This window comes from Pedobacter sp. Leaf250 (assembly GCF_920984735.1).
In the GTDB taxonomy this organism is placed as follows: Bacteria; Bacteroidota; Bacteroidia; order Sphingobacteriales; family Sphingobacteriaceae; genus Pedobacter.
Map to the genome: position 1 here is coordinate 40,805 of NZ_CAKLBU010000010.1, position 24,522 is coordinate 65,326.

Annotated in this window: 21 protein-coding genes; 8 read left to right on the top strand and 13 right to left on the bottom strand. The window is 35.9% G+C overall.

Features of this window, described 5'->3' with window-relative positions:
• Window positions 1–34 precede the first annotated feature (34 nt).
• The 4 genes from LUA91_RS10770 to LUA91_RS10785 form a co-directional block, all read right to left on the bottom strand.
• Window positions 35–1,198 carry a dipeptidase gene (locus LUA91_RS10770; RefSeq protein ID WP_231426049.1) on the bottom strand — a complete coding sequence of 388 codons (1,164 nt, stop codon included), beginning with the start codon at window positions 1,196–1,198 and terminating at the stop codon, window positions 35–37.
• 60 nt (window positions 1,199–1,258) lie between these two features.
• Complete coding sequence (locus LUA91_RS10775; protein WP_231426050.1) at window positions 1,259–1,639, bottom strand: DUF3060 domain-containing protein; 381 nt, start codon at window positions 1,637–1,639, stop codon at window positions 1,259–1,261.
• Window positions 1,640–1,694: 55 nt separating this feature from the next.
• Window positions 1,695–3,323: an acyl-CoA carboxylase subunit beta gene (locus LUA91_RS10780; RefSeq protein WP_231426051.1), complete on the bottom strand. Its 1,629-nt coding sequence runs from the start codon at window positions 3,321–3,323 to the stop codon at window positions 1,695–1,697.
• 236 nt (window positions 3,324–3,559) lie between these two features.
• The gene (locus tag LUA91_RS10785; RefSeq protein ID WP_231426052.1) at window positions 3,560–3,778 is read right to left on the bottom strand and encodes a hypothetical protein; all 219 of its coding nucleotides are present in this window, start codon (window positions 3,776–3,778) and stop codon (window positions 3,560–3,562) included.
• Between the two features lie 3 nt (window positions 3,779–3,781).
• Here LUA91_RS10785 and LUA91_RS10790 point away from each other — a divergent pair, with 3 nt between their 5' ends.
• A complete protein-coding gene (locus LUA91_RS10790; protein ID WP_231426053.1) occupies window positions 3,782–4,225 on the top strand; it encodes a DUF2721 domain-containing protein in 444 nt (147 codons plus the stop codon).
• Window positions 4,226–4,230: 5 nt separating this feature from the next.
• Here LUA91_RS10790 and LUA91_RS10795 read toward each other — a convergent pair whose 3' ends face one another.
• The 5 genes from LUA91_RS10795 to guaB all read right to left on the bottom strand — a co-directional run bounded on the left by LUA91_RS10795 (window position 4,231) and on the right by guaB (window position 11,955).
• Window positions 4,231–4,695, bottom strand: a complete 465-nt coding sequence (locus LUA91_RS10795; RefSeq protein WP_231426054.1) for a MaoC family dehydratase — start codon at window positions 4,693–4,695, stop codon at window positions 4,231–4,233.
• Between the two features lie 64 nt (window positions 4,696–4,759).
• Window positions 4,760–5,353 carry a TIGR00730 family Rossman fold protein gene (locus LUA91_RS10800; protein WP_231426055.1) on the bottom strand — a complete coding sequence of 198 codons (594 nt, stop codon included), beginning with the start codon at window positions 5,351–5,353 and terminating at the stop codon, window positions 4,760–4,762.
• Between the two features lie 366 nt (window positions 5,354–5,719).
• Entirely contained in the window at window positions 5,720–8,299 is a 2,580-nt protein-coding gene (locus LUA91_RS10805) for a TonB-dependent receptor (protein ID WP_231426056.1), read from the bottom strand.
• A gap of 692 nt (window positions 8,300–8,991) precedes the next feature.
• Entirely contained in the window at window positions 8,992–10,014 is a 1,023-nt protein-coding gene (locus LUA91_RS10810) for an IS110 family transposase (RefSeq protein ID WP_231426057.1), read from the bottom strand.
• Window positions 10,015–10,485: 471 nt separating this feature from the next.
• Window positions 10,486–11,955: an IMP dehydrogenase gene (gene guaB, locus LUA91_RS10815; protein ID WP_231426058.1), complete on the bottom strand. Its 1,470-nt coding sequence runs from the start codon at window positions 11,953–11,955 to the stop codon at window positions 10,486–10,488.
• A 173-nt stretch (window positions 11,956–12,128) separates the two neighbouring features.
• Here guaB and LUA91_RS10820 point away from each other — a divergent pair, with 173 nt between their 5' ends.
• Window positions 12,129–12,410 carry a pyrimidine/purine nucleoside phosphorylase gene (locus LUA91_RS10820; protein ID WP_231426059.1) on the top strand — a complete coding sequence of 94 codons (282 nt, stop codon included), beginning with the start codon at window positions 12,129–12,131 and terminating at the stop codon, window positions 12,408–12,410.
• A 45-nt stretch (window positions 12,411–12,455) separates the two neighbouring features.
• Here the strand turns inward: LUA91_RS10820 and LUA91_RS10825 are convergent, their stop codons facing one another.
• A complete protein-coding gene (locus tag LUA91_RS10825; RefSeq protein WP_231426060.1) occupies window positions 12,456–13,727 on the bottom strand; it encodes a pitrilysin family protein in 1,272 nt (423 codons plus the stop codon).
• The gene (locus LUA91_RS10830; RefSeq protein ID WP_231426061.1) at window positions 13,720–14,964 is read right to left on the bottom strand and encodes a pitrilysin family protein; all 1,245 of its coding nucleotides are present in this window, start codon (window positions 14,962–14,964) and stop codon (window positions 13,720–13,722) included. The genes LUA91_RS10825 and LUA91_RS10830 overlap by 8 nt, the downstream gene beginning before the upstream one ends.
• 175 nt (window positions 14,965–15,139) lie before the next feature.
• Between LUA91_RS10830 and LUA91_RS10835 the strand changes: the two genes are divergently transcribed.
• Window positions 15,140–16,264, top strand: coding sequence for a CofH family radical SAM protein (locus LUA91_RS10835; protein WP_231426062.1), 1,125 nt, complete (start codon window positions 15,140–15,142; stop codon window positions 16,262–16,264).
• A 432-nt stretch (window positions 16,265–16,696) separates the two neighbouring features.
• Here LUA91_RS10835 and LUA91_RS10840 read toward each other — a convergent pair whose 3' ends face one another.
• Together LUA91_RS10840 and LUA91_RS10845 are read right to left on the bottom strand one after the other, a co-directional pair.
• The gene (locus LUA91_RS10840) at window positions 16,697–17,557 is read right to left on the bottom strand and encodes a ferritin-like domain-containing protein (RefSeq protein WP_231426063.1); all 861 of its coding nucleotides are present in this window, start codon (window positions 17,555–17,557) and stop codon (window positions 16,697–16,699) included.
• 17 nt (window positions 17,558–17,574) lie between these two features.
• Entirely contained in the window at window positions 17,575–18,297 is a 723-nt protein-coding gene (locus LUA91_RS10845) for a ferritin-like domain-containing protein (protein ID WP_231426064.1), read from the bottom strand.
• 123 nt (window positions 18,298–18,420) lie between these two features.
• Here LUA91_RS10845 and LUA91_RS10850 point away from each other — a divergent pair, with 123 nt between their 5' ends.
• From LUA91_RS10850 to LUA91_RS10870, 5 genes are all read left to right on the top strand, one after another.
• Window positions 18,421–19,206: a LytTR family DNA-binding domain-containing protein gene (locus LUA91_RS10850; RefSeq protein ID WP_231426065.1), complete on the top strand. Its 786-nt coding sequence runs from the start codon at window positions 18,421–18,423 to the stop codon at window positions 19,204–19,206.
• Window positions 19,207–19,327: 121 nt separating this feature from the next.
• Complete coding sequence (locus tag LUA91_RS10855) at window positions 19,328–22,198, top strand: two-component regulator propeller domain-containing protein (protein ID WP_231426066.1); 2,871 nt, start codon at window positions 19,328–19,330, stop codon at window positions 22,196–22,198.
• 251 nt (window positions 22,199–22,449) lie between these two features.
• Window positions 22,450–23,016 carry an SMC-Scp complex subunit ScpB gene (gene scpB, locus LUA91_RS10860; protein ID WP_231426067.1) on the top strand — a complete coding sequence of 189 codons (567 nt, stop codon included), beginning with the start codon at window positions 22,450–22,452 and terminating at the stop codon, window positions 23,014–23,016.
• Window positions 23,017–23,104: 88 nt separating this feature from the next.
• A complete protein-coding gene (locus LUA91_RS10865; RefSeq protein WP_010601824.1) occupies window positions 23,105–23,296 on the top strand; it encodes a hypothetical protein in 192 nt (63 codons plus the stop codon).
• A gap of 73 nt (window positions 23,297–23,369) precedes the next feature.
• Window positions 23,370–24,488: a GNAT family N-acetyltransferase gene (locus LUA91_RS10870; RefSeq protein ID WP_231426068.1), complete on the top strand. Its 1,119-nt coding sequence runs from the start codon at window positions 23,370–23,372 to the stop codon at window positions 24,486–24,488.
• Window positions 24,489–24,522: the final 34 nt, after the last annotated feature.

A 24,522-nucleotide genomic window follows, 5' to 3' on the forward strand; every position in this document is an offset into this window, starting at 1 on the left:
AATTATTTTCAACTCAAAAATTGAAACTATACTATTAACTCCCCTTATTCTCCCTTATCAACCTAATCACATTTCCTCCCAGAATTTTCTTAATGTCAGTTTCCGAGTATCCATTTTTCAATAATTCTTTTGTTATTTTTGGGTAGTCAGCTACACTATTCATCCCTAGTGGAAAAGATTCCGCACCATCAAAATCGGCACCTAAACCAACATGATCGATTCCAATTAATTTCACCACGTAATTAATATGTTTTATCAATAATGAAATTGGTGGACGATTGGCATCTGCTTCAGCCTGATGATTTGAAATTAGCGTATCAATTGCACTACTTCTACCATACTTAATTGACAGTGACTTTAACTCCTTATCGTATTTAGCGAAAAAGGCCTTTTGTTTTCTATTAAAAGTTGAATCTAAAAATCCACTGTAAAAGTTGATGCAAACCACACCACCATTTTTCCCAACAGCTTTAATTTGATCATCCTTTAAATTCCTCGGAACAGGATTTAAACTGTAAGCACAACTGTGCGAAACAATTATGGGTTTTGAAGTTACCATCATGGCATCGTAAAAAGTTTTTTCGCCTACATGAGATAAATCGACCATTACACCAAGCTTGTTTAAACGTTGAACAACTTGTTTACCATAAGCGTTTAAACCTGCATTTGCTGGTTTAACTTTTCCTGATGTTTCATCGGCGGCAGAACTCGCCCAGGATGTACTGTTGTTCCAGGTTAAGGTTAGATAAGCCATTCCGCGGTTGGCTAAACTATCGATATAATCAAGGCGGTTTTCTATCATGTGGCCACCTTCAACACCAATCATTGCGGCCAGTTTTTTCTGCTTAACTGCTTGTTCCAAATCAATAGCAGTTTTTATCAGCTGAATTTTATTTGGATATCTTTTAATTAAGCTATATAGCGAATCTATTTCCTGATTTGCAAGCGCATAACCACCGGTTTCATCGCACCAGATAGAAAAAAACTGTACATCTAAACCACCTTGCTTTGCTCGTATTAAATCGAAATTTCCTTTGGCCTGAAGTTCACCTATATCAATTCCCGATTTAATTTGATTGAAAAGAATATCGCCATGCGTATCAATTACAATCGCATTCTGATGAATATTCTTTAAATTTTGTGCAAAAAGATTAGTTTGTATTGAAGTAAAAAAGAGAATGGCATAAACTATTTTCATGAGTTAAAATTAAGCATTTGAACCTTGTGATTATTCAAATGCTTAACCTTAATTTACATGCTATTTAATTTTCCTTACATACGCATCGGCACCTGAAACACTCGATATTGCCTTGCCATTTTTGTTAGGACTGGATTTGTATACGACACCTGAATCTGCACCTTGAACTCTTATTAACTTTACACCTTGCGCCTTTACTTTAATGGCCGCACCAGTAACTGTTATTGTATTGCAATTCCCCGTAATGGTAACATTAATATCGCTACCAGAAATATTAATATCCTCATTACCAGTGGCTTCAATTGTTTTGGTTATACTGCTTCCAGCTACATTTATTGTTTCGGCTGTTTCTTTATTCGTTGTTTGAGCAGGTGAAATAAATGGGATCGCAAATAGAAATGCAAACACACATAACCATGAGATTTTTTTTAGGTTTTTCATATTTAGCTGGATTAGGTTTTTTTAAATGCTTACCAAATATCATACCATACAAAGTCTATGTCTGAATCACACCAACACTAAATTTCTTAGTTATAGGCGATTGATTTGCAGCCTCAATACCCATAGAAATCACTTTTCTGGTTTCCAGCGGATCGATAATTCCGTCTACCCAAAGTCGTGATGCAGCGTAATATGGTGTAGTTTGACTATCATATCTATCCGAAATTTCTTTTAATAGTTTGGCCTCTTTTTCAGGGGTTATCACTTCGCCTTTTGCCTTTAAAGATGCTTCCTGAATTTGCAATAAAGTCTTCGCCGCTTGTGATCCGCCCATTACTGCAATTTTTGCCGTTGGCCAGGCGTAAATTAAACGTGGATCATAAGCTTTACCACACATGGCATAATTACCTGCACCATAAGAATTGCCGATTACGATTGTAAATTTAGGCACAACAGAGTTTGCAACCGCATTGACCATTTTAGCACCGTCTTTTATAATACCTCCGTGTTCCGAGCGGCTTCCAACCATAAAACCTGTTACATCCTGTAAGAAAACCAATGGAATTTTCTTTTGGTTGCAGTTCATAATAAAACGAGCGGCTTTATCGGCACTGTCAGAATAAATTACGCCACCGAACTGCATCTCCCCTTTTTTCGATTTTACAACTTTACGTTGATTGGCAACGATTCCGACAGCCCAGCCATCTATACGCCCTAAACCACAAACAATACTTTGTCCGTAACCTTGCTTGTATTCTTCAAATTCAGATTGATCAACCAAACGGTTTATAATATCCAAAATTTCGTATTGTTTATCTCTATTTTCGGGGATAATACCATACAATTCATTTTCGCTTTCTTTAGGTTTTGCAGCTTTAATTCTATCAAACCCTGCATTTTGAGGCGCACCCAACATGCTCATAATGTTACGAATACTATCCAAACAAGCTTCATCATTAGGATGTTTGTAATCGGTAACTCCAGAAATTTCGCAATGTGTTGTTGCACCACCCAAAGTTTCATTATCAACTTCTTCGCCAATGGCAGATTTCACCAAATAAGAACCTGCTAGAAATACCGAGCCGGTTTTATCAACAATCATGGCTTCATCACTCATAATTGGTAAATATGCACCACCCGCTACACAAGCACCCATAATTGCAGAAATTTGTACTATTCCTTCTGAAGACATGATGGCGTTATTGCGAAACATCCTTCCAAAATGTTCTTTATCAGGAAAAATTTCATCTTGCATAGGTAGATAAACGCCGGCACTATCCACCAAATAAATCACAGGTAAACGGTTTTCCATGGCAATTTCCTGAGCCCGCAGATTTTTCTTAGCCGTCATAGGGAACCATGCGCCAGCTTTAACAGTTGCATCATTAGCCACAATCATACATTGCCTACCGCTAACATAGCCTATTCCACAAACTACGCCTGCCGACGGACAGCCACCTTGTTCCGCATACATCCCATCGGCTGTGAAAGCCCCAACTTCTAAAAATTCAGAATTTTTATCAATCAAATACGCGATTCGTTCTCGAGCTAAAAGTTTGCCTTTTTCTTTCTGCTTGGCAGCATTTTTCTCGCCACCACCTTGATAGATTTTATTAAGTTTGGTTTTTAGCTCATAAACCAGTTGCTTATTTACGTCTTCGTTTTTGTTGAATTCGATATTCATGGAGGCAATTTAAATTTATTTTTATATAAAAGTGTGGAGACCAAATTGGTTTCTGGTATACACCTGTATTTAACCGCAAAGAGCACTAAGAAAAAGCGCAAGGTCCGCAAAGAATTTAAACAAAAAGGGCACAACGAAAATATAAAGAGTCACTAAAAAAGTTTTTGATGGTTAGCGTGTAAAACCTCACCCTGTTAAAGTTAGTGGTAATTGTTCTTTTAATGCAATCCCTCTCCTTAAAAAGAAGGAAACAATGGCTTTATTGTAGAAGCAAAATAGTAGAGAAAAGGTAAATATCCAGATAACTCTGTTGTGCTCTGTGAAAACTCGGTGTACTCTGTGGTAAATCCTTGGAAACCTAAACCCAACTTTGCGTTCTTAGCGAAAAACTTTGCGCCCTTTGCGGTTAAATAAACAAATATCCATTTAAAATAATAATTTTGAATAAATCTCATTTAATGGAATTAACCGTAAATATCCCTGCACTATTATTTCCTGCCATAAGCTTAATTATGCTGGCTTACACCAATCGGTTTTTGGCATTGGCAGCTTTGGTTAGGAGTTTGAAATCAAAATATGAAGAAAGCGAGAAAAATATCGGCTTGCAAAATCAGATTAGAAACCTACGTTATAGGTTAAAGTTGATAAAAAACATGCAGGCTTTGGGCGTTTTAAGTTTTTGCCTTTGCCTGTTCTGCATGTTTTTTATCTATCTGGAATGGAATATTATTGCCGAAATCCTCTTTGCGCTAAGCTTAATATTATTTATGCTTTCGCTGATTATCTCCTTAATTGAAATTCAAATTAGTACCAAAGCGTTAGAATTAGAACTGAGTACGCTCGAAGATTTAGAGGATGAATCACTTGGCGGCTTTATTAAAAAGAAATTTAAAAAAGATTAGAACATTTAGGCAACAATGAAGTGGTACAAGAAAACAACTTCACCTGTAAAAGCAGGCTTCTTCTGACCATCAATTTCCATTTCGATACCCATATTCACTTTAGTAACACCACGCAAATTAACAATGGAAGCCAACTTAGCCTTCAATCTAATTTTGCTATTTACCAAAACAGGTTGTGCAAATTTTAAACTTTCAATACCGTAATTAATCTCCATTTTTAGGTTTTGGATATCAACAATTTCTTTCCATAAATAAGGAATTAACGATAATGTTAAGTAACCATGGGCAATTGTACCACCAAAAGGTCCTTCATTTTTTGCTCTTTCCTCATCGGTATGAATCCACTGATAATCCAGTGTAGCATCGGCAAATTTATTTATTTGTTCCTGGGTAATGGTATGCCATGATGAAACGCCCAATTCTTTGCCTAAATGTTGTTCAAATTCTGCGTGTGAAGTAATAATTTGCATTGTAAAGTATTTATCGCTTTGCGTTTAGCGGTTTAAAAATTGTTTAAAGTTATTTGTTAAGCTCTTAGATTAAATTTCTTTCTCTAAACCAAACTTCGTCAGGCACAGCAGAAAAGTTATCCATTTTATCGATTAAAATTTCAGCATCCGCCTCATTAAAAACTAAATCACGGTTGGCAGGTTTTAGGAATTTACTTTGTACCATCATTTCCATTTGAGCGAATAACGGATCGTAAAAACCGCCAACATTTAATACTCCAATTGGTTTATTGTGCAAGCCCAATTGTAACCAGGTAAGCACTTCAAAAAACTCTTCGAGTGTACCAAAACCACCCGGAAGAATCACGAAGCCATCGCTTAAATCGGCCATTTTTTGCTTCCTCTGATGCATATTTTCAGTAATAATCATTTCTGTTACACCTTTATGACCAACTTCCTTATCCATTAAAAATTGAGGAATTACTCCAGTAACCAAACCACCCATTTCTAAGATATCGTTTGCCAAAACACCCATAACGCCTACACTTCCACCACCGTAAACCAACCTAATGCCTTGTTTCACAAGTGTTTCTGCAAGTTGTTTTATCGCCTTGCGTAACTGCACATCGCCATTAAAATTTGAGCCGCAATACACGCAAACTGCCTTAAGCTTATTCATTTTGTTTTAAAATTTACCGAAGTTAAGATTTTATCAGCTTTCTATAAATTTTAATTCTGAACAAAGCTGTGACAAGTATCTTTTTTAAAGGTTTTGGAAAGCAATTGCAGTAGTTTATTTTAACGTCCGTCCTTCTATCTCTTCAAGTCCTCTCCCGATAAATCGGGATGTGGGCTTTCCGTTCTATAAGGTTTATACAGTTTGGCTTGTAGAAAAAACAATGGCTAAGATAAATAGACCTGAAGGTTTATCTACAGACCATTAAAAAACCTCGGAGGTTATAAAAACCTGCTAGGTTTTAGTTAACAAAAAACGTCGAATAAAATCCGACGTTTTAACCAAATATATAAGAGAGAAAAATTTAATTTAGAACGAGAATCTTAAAGTTGCTCCGTAAGTTCTTGGATCGCCGAGTACACCAGCATATAAGCCAGAGTTACCTGCGGCTGCTTGCAACTGCTCGAAATAGTTTTTGTTGCCAATATTTCTGCTCCAAACAAATGCCGAAAACTTTTCAGACCTAAATCCTAATCTCGCATTAAATAACGAGTAACCTGCAACATTTAAAACTGCTGATGGAGTAGCGTTTGAGGAATAATCAGAACGATAACTTACATCACCTGCAATAAAATATCTTCCTGCTTTTGTAGCTAAATTTCCTGATGTGCTTAATTCTGCACCACCAGAAACATTGTATTTTGATATCCCTGGCAATCTACCTCCGGAGGCATCTTTAAAAGCAACCTGCGTGGCAACACCATTAACCAATTCGGTATGGCCTGTTTCTTCTAGTGGCAATGGTGCGTTTGTAAAAGTTACATATTTGCCATCAAGATAAGATAACGCCGCATTTAAGTTTAGAAATCTTTCCAATTGATAAGTTCCATCAATTTCGAAACCTCTTACTTTTACCCTTTCGGCATTTGCCAAATAACCTCTGTTAACACCTAATTGTGGCGATTGCACATTGGTTTGATAATCTTTAATATCAGTATTAAAAGCCGTTACATTTAAAATTGCACCTTTGAAAGGTTTGGTTTTTAAACCCAATTCATAATGTTCAACATATTCGGGTTTTACAACGGCCAAAGTTAAATCTGCAGCACCAATAGAGGTTGTTGGCAAACCACCAACATTTACACCAACTGGCTTGTAAGCAGTTGAGAAAGTTGCATAAGCATTTAATTTAGGCGTTGGACGGTATGAAACGGTGATATTTCCTGATAAATTGTTATTATCTACATCAGTTGTAAATTGTTGGTTGGCATAAACTGCTGCTTTAAGCGCCAGCAATGCAGCGTCGGTTGTTTGCAAACCGCCATAAGTATTTCTATTATAATCTACATCCTTTTTATCGTATGTATATCTTAAACCTGGTAAAATGTGGAGATTTTTAACAACTTCCCAATCTATTTGACCGAAAACAGCTGCACTTAAGGATTTAATGGTTGAATTTGTTTTTATACCAAAACCATCTAACAAGCCTGGGGTAGAATATAAAGCTTGAGCACCTGTTGCACTTGTTTGTACGAAGCGCCATTGGTCTTTACCAGTTTCTTCGGTTTGATCTAAACCTTTTAAATTCTGTCCGAGTAAAAAAACGCCAATCACACCGCTTAATTTATCATTGATGTTACCCGCATATCTAATTTCTTGAGAGTATTGGTCGTGACGAGAGTTACCTTGCGATTTAGTTAAAGCGGCTAACTCCGAAAAATCTCTGTCGTTAGTTGGGTCCCAGTTCCAAAATCTCCATGCCGTTGTTGAAGTTAAGGTTCCACCTCCAATTTTATAATCTACGTTTACCGATACACCACCAATAGATTGATTGTGTCGCCAAGGTGTGTTGGTATTTATTTCCCTTGCGAATGGGTCGATTTTTGGTTGTTGATAACCGAGAGCAGATACAATTGTTGCATATTGACGATAGGCACTTCTTTCTGTTGGCGTTACACCAGCAATAACCAATGGATATCCCGCCGGATGTTGTACACTCACATCGCCACTTAATAAAATCTTTAATCGATCGGATGGTGTGAAATATAGTTGCCCTTTAAAACCTAAATTGTTTTGTCCGCTATAACGGCGTTCTTCTTTTGTATTCCAAATGGTTCCATCACGCTGCGTCCCTGATAAGGAAATTTTTGCAGCCAGATTTTTGGCTAAACCGCCAGAAACCGATGCCTTTGCCTGAAGAAAATTATAATTTCCTACACTCATTTCCACTTTGGCTGTTGGAGTTTGTGTAGGTTTAGTTGTGGTGATGTTAAATGCGCCAGCTGTAGTATTCTTACCAAATAAGGTTCCTTGCGGACCACGAATTACTTCTATTTGTTCTATATCGAGGAAATCTGTTGAAGTTGCAGCCGGACGGGCATGATACACTCCATCAACATAAAATCCAACTCCCGGGTCGATACCATCATTTGTTAAACCAAATGTAGAACCTAAACCACGAATATTTAGCGTAGTATTACGAGCATTTGAGGCATACAACTGTACGGATGGAACCAATTCTTTTAAACGATTTACGTTAAAAGCACCAGCATTTTCTGCAGCTTGTCCACCGATAACTGTAATTGGAATTGGCACATCCTGCAATACTTCGGAGCGTCTTCTTGAAGTTACCACAATTTCATCAAGTTGAGTATCTTCAACCAATGTAAGTTCGATTGGTGTTTCCTGTAATTTTAGAATCTGAAAATCTTGAGGTTTATAACCCACATAACTAACTCTGATATAAAATGGCGGTTGTTGTTTAGCATCGATGGTAAAAGCACCATTTGCATCACTTGTAATAGCAATAGTTGTACCTCTAACGGTAATTGTTGCTCCAGGGATGGTGGTATTATTTGAACCTTTTACTATACCGGTTACTGTATTTTGAGCGAAAACAGTACCTGCCGAAAAGATTATTGAAAATAATAAAAATAAAGTTTTTTTCATGATTGTGTTAAAATGTTTGGTTTAGATGTGTTATTAATAACTCGTTCGGAAATTTTTGAATTGCTTGCTTAAAGGGCAACAACAACACTGTTTTAAGTTTTGAGTAATATTCATCATGGTTAATTATATTAAATCTATAGATTTAGTCGACAAATATATTAAAAAAAAGCATCTGCCAAATTTTATTTTGCGAATTGTTTTTTGCGAATTAACTCTGGGTGTATTAATCGCTTGAATTATAGCAAAATTTCAATAAAATTTTCGAAAATGGTAAGCATCTTAAGGTCGTTGAAAGATGTGGCACCGCTAATGTTAAGTTATCGGGTTTAATAGTAAATTTGGTAAGTTACTAACTCTAACAGGCCTGATATTTATTAAGAGTTAGTAACTTTTAATAAACCAATAAAATGATACAGTTTTTAATCCTGTTTAATAGGCCAGGCTAAATGCAGCCATTTACGGTTCGAGGCACAATCTGCGTTAATAAACCTGACAGCAGCGGCAGCCCCGAGTTTTTCTACGAGGGCTATAGCGAATGGCAGGACTGTGCTAACCGATGAGCTATAACGCTCATTTACAAAAAGATTAAGATTAAGCTCTTAAATAATCGGGAGTAATTCATTATATCAAAACACTCAATTTAAAAGATTTCTCCTCTGCGGTCGAAATGATTGTTATGATAAATACAAGTTCTATGCAGCTATTTTATAATTATTTTTAAATGCCGTTTGGTTTTTGATAACAGCTGCTACCCTAAGTACTATTTTGTTTCTGACCGCATTTAGAACCGCCATGCCGTGCTTTCCTTCATCCCTTTTTCTGTTGTAGTAGTTTTTGATTTCTTGGTTATACTGTATAGCAGATAATGCTCCTAGATGTAACAATCTTTTTAGCTCCTTGTTGGCCATTCTATGAACCCTGGTTTTGCCTTTTATGCTGATACCACTGCTATGCTCAAATGGAGCTACGCCTGCATAACAGGCAAGTTGTTTTCCGGTGGGACTACCTGCAAAGGTAGCTGTACAGCCGATAAGATATACAGCAGTTACGTGTCCTATTCCGGGTATGCTGATTAGTAGCTTATAATTGTTCTTGAAAGCATTGTTTTCTTCTATTATTTTTTTTATCTCCTGCTCAATATTCCTGATGGACTTAACTATGCCGTCAATGGCGGATTTTAGTGATCTCTCAATGATTTTCTGATGTGCTTTTTCATTTACATTTCCCAGTTCCTTAATGGAAACCCTCAGGCTGGTAATCTGTTTGAGAAGTTTTGTCCTGGCAGATATAAAGTCTTTAAGGTGTAACAAGATAGGGTTTAATGGCATTGTAGCGGTTAAAGTATCCGATTCTTTGAACGCGTAATTACATAGACGAATACTGTCTATCTTATCATTCTTTCCTCTGGCTATACCAAAGCTCCACTTGATGTGGGCTGCATTGCCAATGTGGATCGGAAGATGTTTTCTGCTGCAGAAAGACCAGATCTGACGATGATAAATGCCCGTGTTTTCGATCACTACAAGGGAGTTCCCATCCATAGTTACCCCATGGGCCTTAAGCCATTTATCGAATACCTTTATTCCAGGATTGGTATTTTCAAAGCGAGCTGTTTCAACCCCCTGTTTTACATGGCTTAGAACAGTCATTAAAGAAACGTCGAAGTACGGTTTTGAAACATCAATACCGATGAAGAATTTTGTTGGGCCTTTCATTCTGTTTTTTTTATGTTTGTAGCAATTACCTGATTCCAACCCATCGATCCAAGTCCTTAATAATGGGTAATGCCCTAATTGTTATCTGGTCACTAAGGGAGAAAATCGGTAGCGGATTGCATCATTTCATAGGTATAAAAACCTTGACGAAGTATTAATGTGCCGCTACCGATTAGGTAATATCTAAATCTCTTATTCAAATTTAAGCAAATAATAATATTCGATTAATCCTTAAATAGATACTGATACAAATCTAAAGGACGGCTTAGCTAGGGAAATCAGATTTGTGCAATTAAAACAGTTATCGTTTAAAGCGTAGAGATTATTTAGTTATTTAAAGCTACACATTAAATAAAAACGAGGCTATCGTTTCTGATGCCTCGCTTCTAATTTTATTTAAGCTAAATTCTCTATCGCGGCTGAAATAACCACGGTATAGAAAACTATATACTTTTTACTTTTTACTTTATTTTATCTCGTATAATTCGGCGCTTCCTTGGTAATTGTAATATCATGTGGATGACTTTCACGCATACCCGCAGCGGTAATTTGCACAAATTGTGCTTCCTGCAAAGCCTCGATACTTGCAGCACCACAATAGCCCATACTTGCACGTAAACCACCAATGTATTGATACATCACTTCTGCCAGAGTACCCTTAAATGGCACTCTACCTACAATTCCTTCAGGAACTAACTTTTTGATATCATCTTCTACATCCTGGAAATAACGGTCTTTTGAGCCTTGCTCCATTGCTTCAATAGAGCCCATTCCGCGGTAAGATTTAAATTTACGACCTTCATAAATGATGGTTTCACCAGGAGATTCTTCAACTCCGGCAAATAATGAACCAGCCATAACCGTACTTGCCCCAGATGCAATAGCTTTAGCAATATCGCCAGTATGTTTAATTCCACCATCGGCAATAACCGGAACGCCTGTACCTTTTAATGCTTTAGCACATTCGTATACGGCATATAGTTGAGGAACACCAACGCCCGCAATAATTCTGGTGGTACAAATTGAACCCGGACCAATACCAACTTTAACAGCATCAGCACCTGCATCAGCCAAAAATTTAGCAGCAGCACCAGTTGCGATGTTACCTACAATAACCTGTAAATCAGGATATTTTGCTTTTACTTCTTTTAATTTATCAACTACTCCTTTCGAATGTCCGTGAGCAGTATCGATTGTAATTACATCAACACCAGCATGAACCAAAGCATCAACACGCTGTAAGGTATCGGCAGTTACGCCAACCGCAGCGCCTACGCGTAAACGTCCACGTTCATCTTTACAAGCTGCCGGGTAGTTTTTAACTTTTGAAATATCTTTGAAAGTGATTAAACCACTTAGATAGCCATCTTTTGAAACAACTGGCAATTTTTCAATTTTATGATTTTGAAGAATTTCTTCTGCCTGAACTAAGGTTGTTCCTTCCGGAGCAATGATTAAATTATCTTTAGTCATTACCTCGGCAATTGGACGTTGCATGTTTTTTTGGAAGCGCAAATCGCGATTTGTAATGATACCTACCAGTTTATTATCGTTACTAACCACCGGAATACCGCCAATCTTGTGTTCTTTCATAATTTTGAAAGCATCGGCAACTACTGCAGTTTCTAGTAAAGTTACTGGGTCTTGAATCATTCCGCTCTCCGAACGTTTCACCTTGCGCACTTCGTTAGCCTGTCTCTCGATAGTCATGTTTTTGTGCAACATACCGATACCGCCATTTTGCGCAATGGCAATGGCCAGTTCAGCTTCTGTTACCGTATCCATGGCTGCAGAAATCAATGGAACGTTAAGCTTAATTTTTTTAGTTAAGAAAGTGGCTGTATTTACATCACGAGGCAGAATTTCCGAATATGCGGGCACTAAAAGTACGTCGTCATATGTTAAACCTGTAGCAATAAATTTTGTGGAGTCGAGTTGCATAGCAAATAAATTACGATTTATTATTTGCCAGGCAAAGATACAAAAAAACCATGGAAATAAAAGCGTAAAGCTAAAAATGGATAAATATTGAGGTTGGCTGACAAATGAAAATTTGCGATAAATAGATAATTTATTCAAAGGCTTTATTATCATTGCAATAAAATAGAACCACAATGATTACAGAAAACAGCTACTTTGAAGGAAATGTAAAATCTTTAGGTTATCAAACCGCAGAAGGAAAATCTACCATTGGTGTAATTAATCCTGGTGAATATACTTTTGGAACGGCACAGCTGGAAGTTATGCATGTTATTGAGGGCGAATTAGAGGTTCTCTTACCTGAACAAAACGATTGGAAAACTTTCGAAGCAGGAACGAATTTCAATGTTGAAGCCAATACATCTTTTAGTGTTAAAACAGCAGTACAAACAGCTTACTTATGCCAGTATAGATAAATAAAGAAGTCAAGTTTAAAAAACCTGACTTCTTCAAATCTTATATTATTTTTTACCCACCACTACTTCGGTGAGGTCGTCGTTGTTTAAATATTTATTAGCTAAAGTTAATATTTCTTCGGCAGTTATGTTCTTTACTTTGGCAATGTATCGATCGTAATAATCATAATCCAGCCCGAAAAAGTAAATGTTTTTGAACTTATCTGCATGAGAAAAAATATTCTCTAAACTACCCAACATCGATCCTAGCATGTAGTTTTTTACCAAATTTAGTTCTTCTTCACCAATAAGTTCGGTTTTAAGCAATTCCATTTCTTTGTAAATTTCAACCAGCGCATCTGCACAAACTTCAGCACCTACTTCGGTAGCAATAAAAAAGTAGCCTGCATCCTGCAGAGATGAAATTCCTGACCCAATACCGTAAGTATACCCTTTATCTTCCCTAATGTTGTTCATTAATCGAGAACCAAAATAACCACCCAAAACAGTATTTAAAATCTGTAAGCCAGGGAAATCCTCATGTTTTCGGTTAACTGCAATTTTACCAATTCGTATGGCCGATTGTATGGCTTCAGGCCTTTCCTTGTAAACTGATTGTTTACTCAAAGCCTTAAATTGAAATGTATTGGTTTTTGAATCGCTTTTTTCCCAATGGCTTCCAAATTGTTGATTGAGCAAATCGAAGCTATCATCATCAAATTTTCCTGATACTACTATGGTACAATTATTTGGCGTATAGGCCGCTTTAAAATAATCAACCAAATCTTCTCTTCGCAATTCATCATAATGTTTGGCTTGAATATCAACTCCATAAGCCGTATCGCCAAATAAGGCATGGGCAAATTCTTTACGGGATAAGATATCGTTCTTCTGCAAGTTTACCTGCAATTTTTGCTTCTGGTTCTGAATATATATATCAAGTTCCTGTTGAGGAAATTGGCTATCGCTCAATACATTTTTTACAATTGGTAATACTGAAGCCAGATGTTTGTTTAAAGTGTAAAGTGTTACTGCAGATTGATCTTGTGCATATTCGGTTTGGAAAAAAGCACCGTAAAAATCAATTTGCTCTGCAATTTCTTTAGATGAAAGTTTGCTGGTTCCATTATTTAGCATGGCACTCACCGCAATAGCCTGCAAGGGTTTTTCTACATTCCAATTTACATTGTTAAATAAAAATTCAATTCGAACTAAATCCTGTTCTCCAGAATAAACCACATATACCGGAACATCATTGTCTAGTTTCTTTTGCTGTGGCTGAATAATATTTATGGTTGATACCTGCTTGAAATCAGGCGCCTGTTGTCTGTTAAGCATCTTTTTCGGTTAAATAGTACAATGTAGACGATGATTCTTTTTTAAAGGTATTGTTAGAAATTCTCTTGATGTCATCAGCTGTAACTTTTAAAAACTCCTCTGCTTCTTGGTTAAGTAATTTTGCATCTCCAAGTAATTCGTAATAAGCAAGGTTCATGGCTTTATCCAACAAACTCATCTCTGAAAACACCAAAACAGATTCTACTTTATTTTTCACTTTGGTAAGTTCATTATCGGTTACCAATTCTGCCTTTAGTTGATTTAGCTCATTCCAAATAGCTTTTTCTGCCTGTTCGGTAGTTACGCCTTCAACCAATTTACCTTCTACAACAAATAAACCTGGATCCAAACTGCTTGATATGTAAGCGTTAATATCGCTGAATAACTTTTGCTCTTTTAACAAGCTATTGTACAATCTAGATGACTGTCCACGAGACATAATATCTGATAATAAATCAAATGCATAATAATCCGCATCTAATCTGCCTGGCATTTTAAAAGCAATATAAATGGCATTAAGAGGTACATTTGCCTTAACGGTTTCAGCTCTTTCTTCTAATTGAGGTTCTTCATGAATCAGATTGCGCTCATATTTTTCTCCTGCGGGAATGGGCTCAAACCATTTTTCAGCCAATTTTTTTACATCATCCGTTTTCACATTGCCACCAACAACTAGAATGGCGTTTTGAGGCGTATAATGTTTCTTGAAAAATGCCTTAACATCTTCCATTGTTGCATTTTCAATATGTGAAAGTTCTTTGCCAATTGTTGCCCAACGGTACGAATGTTTCTTATAAGCCAAAGGGCGTAGTTTCAACCAAACATCGCCATAAGGCTGATTTAGATAACGCTGTTTAAATTCTTCGCTCACCACATTTCGTTGTGTATCTAAACTTTTTTCTGAGAAAGCCAAACTCAACATGCGATCGCTCTCCAACCAGAAAGCAGTTTCGATATTTTCTGCGGGCAGAGTAATGTAATAGTTAGTAATATCGTTACTGGTAAAAGCATTGTTTTCGCCCCCTACCCTTTGTAATGGTTCATCGTAATTGGGAATATTGATAGAACCACCGAACATTAAATGTTCAAATAAGTGTGCAAAACCAGTTTTTTCGGCGTCCTCATCACGAGCACCCACATCGTACAAAATATTTAAAACTGCCATTGGAGTTGTTGGATCTTCGTGAACCAAAACCTTTAACCCGTTAGCGAGTGTAAAACGATTAAAATCTACCATATAATTTTTTAGAGTGGTAAAGATATACTTTTAGGGTAAAATGTGAGATGGAAAATGTAAGATGGAAGACACAATTTTAAAAGCTTTAAGAATAGTTTATTTAGAACTATAATTCTTTGACTAAAGACTGACGACTTTAAACTTTCCACTTCGGACTTTTGACTATCTTTGTGCTATGAATACAGCCGATTTACTGCAGCGGGCTTTGCATTTTGATTTTTTAAGCCAAGAAGAAGGTGTTTTTTTATATCATAATGCTGATACCGCATCGTTGATGTTCGTGGCTAATGAATTAAGAAAAATTCAAGTTCCGAATGGTAAAGTTACCTGGCAAATCGATCGCAATGTAAACACTACCAATGTATGTATTGCCAACTGTAAATTCTGTAATTTCTTTCGCAGACCTGGTCATGATGAAAGTTATATTACTGATATTGAAACCTATAAAGTTAAAATTGAAGAAACTTTTCGTTTAGGTGGCGATCAATTGCTTTTGCAAGGTGGGCACCACCCCGATTTAGGATTGGCCTTTTATGCCGATCTTTTTAAGAAACTGAAAGAATTATATCCTGATTTAAAACTTCATGCTTTAGGCCCACCCGAGATTGCACACGTTGCAAAACTGGAAGGCATTTCGCATACCGAAGTATTACAAGTTTTAAAAGACGCCGGGATGGACTCCCTTCCAGGTGCTGGTGCAGAGATTTTGAATGATCGCGTTCGCCGTTTAATTTCAAAAGGTAAATGTGGCGGACAAGAATGGTTAGATGTGATGCGTGCCTGCCATCAACTGGATATTACCACTTCAGCAACAATGATGTTTGGCCACGTGGAAACCATTGAAGAACGCTTTGAGCATTTGGTTTGGATTCGCCAGGTACAAAGTGAAAAACCTGCTGATGCAAATGGATTTTTAGCATTTATTCCATGGCCATTTCAGGATGACGGCACTCTACTGAAACGTTTACGCGGCATTAGCAATAATGTAACTGCTGATGAATATATCCGGATGATTGCTTTGAGCAGAATTATGCTGCCAAATGTTAAGAATATTCAGGCAAGCTGGTTAACAGTTGGAAAAACCACAGCTCAGCTTTGTTTACATGCAGGTGCTAATGATTTTGGTTCAATTATGATTGAAGAGAATGTAGTTTCAGCGGCTGGAGCGCCCCACCGTTTTACCGCAAATGGTATTCAACAATCGATAAGAGCGGCTGGATTTGAACCTCAATTACGTGGGCAAAAATACAACTATAGAGATTTACCTGAACATTTAGAAGAACAGGTGATTACTTATTAGAATTATTGGATGATTGAATGAGTGAATGAATGAATCATCATTTAAAACAATTCCAATTACCTTAGTGCAATATAAAACTTAAGCTTTCATTAATGTGGAGGCTTTTTTTAGGCTTTGGAAAAGCAGCAGGCTTATTTTTGAAGCACTAATTGTGTTCAATAAACCTGATTGCAGCGGAAATACTTTTAAAGTCACTAACTCTATCCGCACCTAGTCAATCAGAGTTAGTAACTTTGCCAGTAAAAGATTGAAGCGAGCAGGATGGGCATAAATTGAAAAACAGAATCCTGCTTTTCTAATAATAAATGAAATAAACCCTGATCTTAAAAATCTTATAAAATCCTGGGCAAAAATAAAGGGAAACAGAACCCAGTTCTGCCTCCCTACCTTAAACTAAACATTACCTAATCAATAATGTAAATTCTTTTTGGCTTATGTTAATTTCGAACCAGTTCTGATGAACAAGTTTGCAATTGTTTTAACTTCAGCTCCTGTTAAAAACTCATCAAAAGATTCTGCTGCTGCAGCTCTAGTTACAGCTGTTCCGTTTATACCAGTAATTTCGATATTTGCTTGAATAGTGTTGTTTTCACGAGCGTAAACAGGATCTACTTGAGGAACTCCAGTATCGTTAGAAACTCCATTTGCACCTAAACCTACCCATGGTTTCAGCGGAACATTTAAAAATGCTGCCGTCATTTGGCGTAAGTGTGAAGCGTGACGTGCTTCTACTGAGTGAATTTGTAATGCAGTAGTTAACACTGGCATGCCTTTTAATATAGGCGCCTGACCTTTGTAAGCTCTAACACCAGTATCTTCGAAAGCTGTAGCAACTTTTAAGAATGTTCCGTAGTTTGTGAAAACATCGCCAAAAGTATTTCCAGCAGTAAAATCAAAGTTAGCCTCAGTTAATGCAATTGGTGTACCACCTGCACCTGTAATTGCGCTTCTCAATAAGTTAACGTGAGCCAACTCATGTGTACGAATTGTAGTAATTGCAGTTGTTGCAGCACCAGCCGGAATTAAACCAGTACTTAATAAAGCTCTGTTGTAAAAGTTATATTCTAAATGCTCCAATGCCAATGCAAAGTTTAATACTTCGGTAACATTTGCCGGGTTTGATTGTCCGTAAGCTTTTTGAAACATAGAACCTAAAGCCAATGGTAAAGCTGCCAAAGAAATTTTCTTTCCAACGTTGAAGAAACTCTTCATTGCTGCTCTACGTGGATTTAATCTTTCATAGATCTCTCCATCAACTTTTTCAATTTCGTCTAATATATTTATGATATTCATGATTTCTGAGTTTAAGATTATAGGTTGATAACGTTAATTTTTGTTTTGATGAATGGAGCAGCTAATGGCAACACTTTATCTGGTGTTAATGCACCATCTAATCCATTTGCATCTACAGCGCCGAAAGCAGTAAGTGTACCTAAATCAGCAAATGTACCGTTAGAAATCTGATCTCTAACATATGCAGCATGACGTGCTTCAACAGAAACAATCTGACCAGCCAATACTAAATAAGCAGTTTCTTTCAATCTTACTCCAGCACCGTTATAAGCCGCAACACCTAAATCTTCAAATGTTTTTGCAGTAGCTAAAACACTTGCACCACTAGTGAAATCTACAGCCGAGAAGTTAACTTCTAAGCTACCAATTGCAGCTGTACCCAACGCTTTTTTGAAAAACTCCCTGTGAGCAATTTCATGAAATTGAACATCTTGGAAATATGCTTTTTGTGCTGTAGTAAATCCTGATGGATTAGAGTTAGCAACCTGAATGTAAAATGCTGCTTCTAATTGCTCTAATGCATAAGCATAATTTAATACACCAAAATCATCTTTAAAATCAAGCGTTACACCAGCAACAGGGTCGGTATAATTACGATCTTTTCTACAACCTGCTGCTACTAAAGCTAAAACGGCTGCACTTGCACCAGCATATTGAAGAAAGGATCTCCTACCTACTGTGCTTTTTAATAAACTTTCCTCTTGAAGTTCACTTTTTGTTTCTAGTTCATTGTTTTTCATAGTGACTATGTTTAGGGTTTTTTGAATTCGTTGATGATACATACGTGACAATTCTATGCCCGGTTTTTTGTTTTTACATTTTTTTTTATTAATCGATTTTGATACATTCACAAACCCATAAATATGACTGTATTTAAAGCCATTATTGTTGATGATGAGGAGTTTGCACGATCATCATTATTTTTTTTGCTTCAGCAAAATTGTCCTGAAGTAGAAATTACCGGCATAGCTAGATCTGTTGCAGAAGCAAAAGATATTTTAGCCCATCATCCCATCGATTTAATTTTTTTAGATATTGCCATGCCTGGCGGAAATGGCTTTGATTTAATACCTGATGCACAAAAGCATAATGCTGCAGTTATTTTTACAACAGCTTATGATCAATATGCGCTAAAAGCGATAAAGGCGAATGCTTTGGATTATTTATTAAAGCCTATCGATATTGATGAATTGAAAATTGCGGTTGACAAAGTATCGCAACACATTAAATTATTTAAAAATCAAAATGCAAACGATGAAAGGATAAGCAATCTGGCATCGAACCTGGCATCAAAATCAGAAATCAGAAAATTGACTTTACCTTACGGACAGGGCTTTAAAATGATTGATGTTGATGATATTATTTATATCGAAGCTGATAGTAATTACTCCATTGTTCATCTGAGCAATCAAGAAAAAATTACAGTTTCAAAGGTTTTAAGAGAATTTGAGGAGTTACTACCTACAGAACAGTTTGTTCGGGTACATAAATCTACCATCATCAATTTAAATCATTTAAAAGAATACAATTCGAAAAATGGATTGCAGGTATTTTTAAAGAATGGCGAAAGTATTAATATCTCAAGAAGAAGAGCTAGCGATTTTTTTGATAAAATAAAATCTTTTATAAAGGCGGGCAGTGATCATTAAACAAAATAAGTGTGAAAATAAAATAGCCTCCAGTGCTTCCTTCCTATATTTTAGGAACTACTTCTTCATTGCTTGTTTATTTTTTATAAGCATCACACAAAGCCAAGTTGCTACAGCTCAAATGACATATTTGCCGCACTATACCTCTAAAAATGGTTTGGCAAGCAATAATTGTTATTTTATCCTTCAAGATCAAAAAGGCTTTATCTGGATTGCAACGGATAATGGAATAAGTCGTTTCGATGGTACAAATTTTCAAAACTTTACCATTGAAGATGGATTGCCCGATACCCAAATTCTTCAAATGAAGGAAGATCAATTTGGAAGAATTTGGTTTTTTGCACTAAACGGGCAACTGAGCTATTTACAAGATGGAAAATTTTATAATCGCGATAATAGCGAGCTTTTAAAAAAATTAAGTCTGAATACTGTTATTGTTTCTTTTTTAATGGATAAGCAAGGTAGAATCTGGCTGGGAACAAATTCAAATTTGATTGTTTGTTGGGATGGAAAAAGAATAAATAAATACGTTTCTCCTAATGCAAATGATAAATTTATCAATGCTTTTATCCACGAAGATGATAAGGGAGACATCTATTCTTATAGTGATTTAAGTATTCAAAAGTTTGATGGAAAAACCTTTTCGGTGATTAAATCAGATGTTCAGCCACTCTCTTACATGACTGCGGTTAACACCAAAAACAAATCGCTTTTATATTTAGATAAGGGTGGATTAAAGGAATTGGATAAAGGAAAAATCACCTCCATCATTCCAATCCCGCAAAACCTGATTAAAAACATGTCGGGCTATTTTTATTATGATAATGATGCGAAGGAAGTTTGGATTGCCAATGCAAATGGTTCGTTCGCACTGGATAAAAATGGGAAAACTGTTCAATACCTTCAAGATATTCCGGTTAATCAGGTTATAAAAGATAGCAACCAAAATATGTGGTTTGCTACAAGCATTGGAATTTACATGTTGCCAAATGCAAATAATCGTTTATCTATCATCGATGCAGAATCTGGTTTGAGCAGTAATGTAATTAAAAGCATTACAAAGGATGGAAAAAACAGACTTTGGCTAGGCACTGATGATGCTGTTATTGATGTTTTAACCATCAGTAATTATCAGGTTAATGAAATTGGATTGGATGATTTTAAAAAATACAAAACGGTAAAACAGCTAAACTTCGATCCAAAAAACCAATCGATATATTTTTCCTCTGATTATGGAATGGGGGTTTTTAAAAACATTTACAATACCACCAATGAGGTTGCCTATTTAAAGGAAACCAATAATTCCATGTTTGTAATTAAACATTTTAGTGTAGATGAAAAAAGTAACCATTTGGCTTTGGCGCTTTCATCAGGAGTGGTTTTTCTTTCCGATCGGTTGAATAATTTTGAATTCAACTCCTTAAAATATAGGGAGAAAGAAGATTTTTTTAAAGATCGCTCCTATCATGTTTTCTATGATCGTAATGGTAGTTTATGGTTTTCAAACATCAACGGCCTGTCGCAATTTGCCAACGGAAAACTGATCAAACATTTTGAAAAAAATCCCTTGTTAACAAAAAGGATCAATGATATTCAACAACTAAGTGATGGCACATTAATTTTGGCCACCGATGGTTATGGATTGCTATTTTATAAAAATGATCAAATTATAAAACAGATTACGCTGAAAGATGGCTTAACCAATAACATTTGCACCAAAATTTTTATCAAGAACAATGAAATTTGGGTATTAACAAATAAGGGCGTAAACAAAATTGCAAATTACCCTAGGCAGCCTAGTGTGGCGAATTTTGATTATGGGAAAGATTTGCTAAGCGATGATATTAACAGTTTATTTATTGATGACAGCACAGCTTATTTTGCTACCAATAAAGGTTTAATACTTTTCAAATACAATAATAAAAACATCAGCCGGAATTTACCTAAAGTTTATGTTACTTCCATAATTAAGGATAATGAAAGATTACCAGTTAACCAGAAAAATTTTACCTTCGAAACTGGTAATAACACCATTTTATTTACTTTTAGTGCAGTTGATTTTACTACGAGCGATATAACCTATCGTTATCGGTTAAGCGAAAATTCGGCTTGGGTAGAAACCAGAACAAGGCGACTGGATTTCTCTTCTCTTCAATCGGGAGATTATAATTTCGAAGTTTCTGCAAAAAGCCAAAACGGAAATTGGGGTCCATCAGCAAAAATCGCATTCACTATTACTAAACATTTTTGGCAAAGCTTATGGTTTTTATCTATCCTAATTCTCCTGGTGGCTTATATTTTTTACAAGGGCGCAGTTTATATAACCAGGAAACAGAAAGACAAGGAGCAAGAACAATTATTGCTAAAAAACAAAGTGCTGATGTTGGAGCAACAGGCTTTGCAGGCTATGATGAATCCACATTTTGTTTTCAATGTAATGAATTCAATTCAGCACTACATTAACACACAAAATACGGCTTCGGCAAATAGGGTGTTAACAGGCTTTGCCCGATTGATAAGAAAGAATTTAGAAATTTGCACCAAAAGTTATATCACACTTGATGAAGAGCTTGAATATTTAAATCTCTATTTAAAATTGGAAAAAAATCGATTTGGAGAGAAGCTAAAATATAGTTTTTCTATTGATGAAGAGATAGATAAAGAAGAAACTTTAATCCCATCAATGTTATTGCAACCTTATGTAGAAAATGCTATATGGCATGGCATTATGCCGAAAGAAACAGGAGGAGAAATTCAGATTAATATTAAAATACATCATACTGATTATTTAAATATCGACATTATTGATGATGGTATTGGGATTAATAATTCGTTACGTGATAAAAAGGAAACACACACAAGTAAAGGAATGCAGATGACCAAAGAGCGTTTGAATCTTTTAAGCCAGATTGGAGCAAAACCTATACACTTAAATGTAAAACAATTGGCTACCAATGGTACAATTGTATCTATATCAATTCCCTTAAAATAACAAATTTACCGTTTACTCAATTATTAATACCACTCACTAAATAGAAGTTACACTGCACCATGTTTAGCCTTAAACTTGTGTTAGAAATAAACGATAGTGTTTATCAAAACGTTCTTATAGAATTGATATAGATATTTAATAACCTAACCTAAAACTATATCTTAATTCAGGTTTCATTTGTGTGTTGAAAGCGGTCTTGTTTTTTAAAAGCGAGACCGCTTTTTTTATGGCCAAAAATTATATTTTTGTGTATGCCCCAAATTAATATCACCAGGCACATAGAAGCCCTTATATTTTCTTCAGTTCAAAGCATTACCGTACAAGAAATCTTATTGGCATTAAATGCAGTTTTTGAAACAGAACATATTGAGCAACAAGTTTTCGAAAGCTTGGATCATATTCAAGAAAAATATAACCATGAAGATTTTGCAATTGAATTGGTAAATCTGAACAAGGGTTATCAGTTTTTAACCAAAAAAGATTACCACGAAACGGTAAATCAGCTGCAATTACATCGCTCAAAGAAAAAACTTAGTCAGGCAGCGATGGAAACACTGGCCATAATTGCTTATCGCCAACCCATTACCAAGTTAGAAATCGAACAAATTAGAGGTGTAAATTCTGATTATTCAGTACAGCGATTGCTGGAAAAAGAATTGATCAGCATTGATGGCAAGGCTGAAACTCCTGGTCGCCCGATACTGTACAGCACCAGCGGTATTTTTATGGATTATTTTGGTTTAAATCACATCAATCAACTTCCACAATTAAAAGATATCGCCAAAGAAGAAAATACCGTTGGAGAAAATGTTGATTAGAATAATTTAATTTATTTGTTTTCAGGTTGTTATTAGAAAAAGTTTTTTTGTATTTTTAAAGTATAAAAGCAATTTTTATTTTTGTGATATGAAAGCGCCAAAGAAACTCCCTACTAAGCCGACTACCAAAAAACAGGTAGATGAAGATGATGATCTTGAAGATGACGATATTCAAACTACGAAAAAGAAATCTCAAGATGAAGACGAAGATGATTTTGATATGCCATTAGATGATCTTGATAATTTCGACAACTTCGATGACGATGATGACGATTACTAATCATTAAAAAACTATATATTTGAAGGAGCATCCTGCCATTTGGCTGGATGCTTTTTAATTTTAAAATCTGCCCATGCAAATTATATCAGTAAGCAATTCATCTCTTAAAAAAGATTTCTTAACCGTTCCAAAAATCCTTTATAAAAACGATAAAAACTTTATTTGTCCTTTAGATAGTGAAGTAGAGAATGTCTTTAATCCTGAAAAAAACAACTTCTTTAATCACGGCAAATGTACTCGTTGGATTTTGAAAGATGATGGAGGAAATTTAATCGGACGTGTGGCGGCATTTATTAACGAAAAAAAAGCCCACAATTATGAGGATCCTACTGGTGGAATGGGCTTTTTTGAATGTATTGACGATGAGAAAGCAGCTTTCTTATTATTTGATACTGCAAAAACCTGGTTAATTGAAAACGGCATGAAAGCCATGGATGGACCTATAAACTTTGGAGAAAATGATTCGTTTTGGGGTTTATTAGTAGAAGGTTTTACACCTCCATCTTTTGGAATGAACTATAATTTTCCATATTATCAAAAGTTCTTTGATGCTTATGGCTTCGCAACTGAATACGAGCAGCTAACCAACCACATCAATTTAACCATTCCATTTCCAGAACGTTTTACCAAAATAGCCAATTGGGTAAGAAATAAACCTGGCTATACTTTTGAATATTTTAGCAAGACAAATTCTGAGAAATACATTAACGATTTAATGGAAATTTACAACGATGGTTGGCAGGATTTTGAAAATTTCGTTCCCATAAAGAAAGAAACTTTGGAAGAAAGCTTTAAAAGTATGGAACCCATAATGGATGAGCATTTAATTCAATTTGCCTATTTTAATGGAGAGCCAGCGTCTTTCGTGGTACTGATTCCAGATGCGAACCAAATGATTAAAGGCTTTGATGGCAAATTAGGCTTACTAGAGAAACTGAAATTTGCTTATCGCCGTTGGGTTGGAGTTACGCGTATGCGGGCAATTGTGATGGGAACAAAACCTAAATTCCAGAAGCACGGATTAGAATCAGTTCTCTTCATCAGGTTAGGAGAATATGTATTACCAAAAAATCAGTACAAAGAATTGGAATTAAGCTGGGTTGGCGATTTTAACGAGCAAATGATTGCTATACACAAAGCTACCGGCGCCACTTTTGGCAAAAAGCACTTAACTATGCGGAAGGTTTTTTAATAGGAATAATGAGCAAGGAATAAAGATTCAAAAT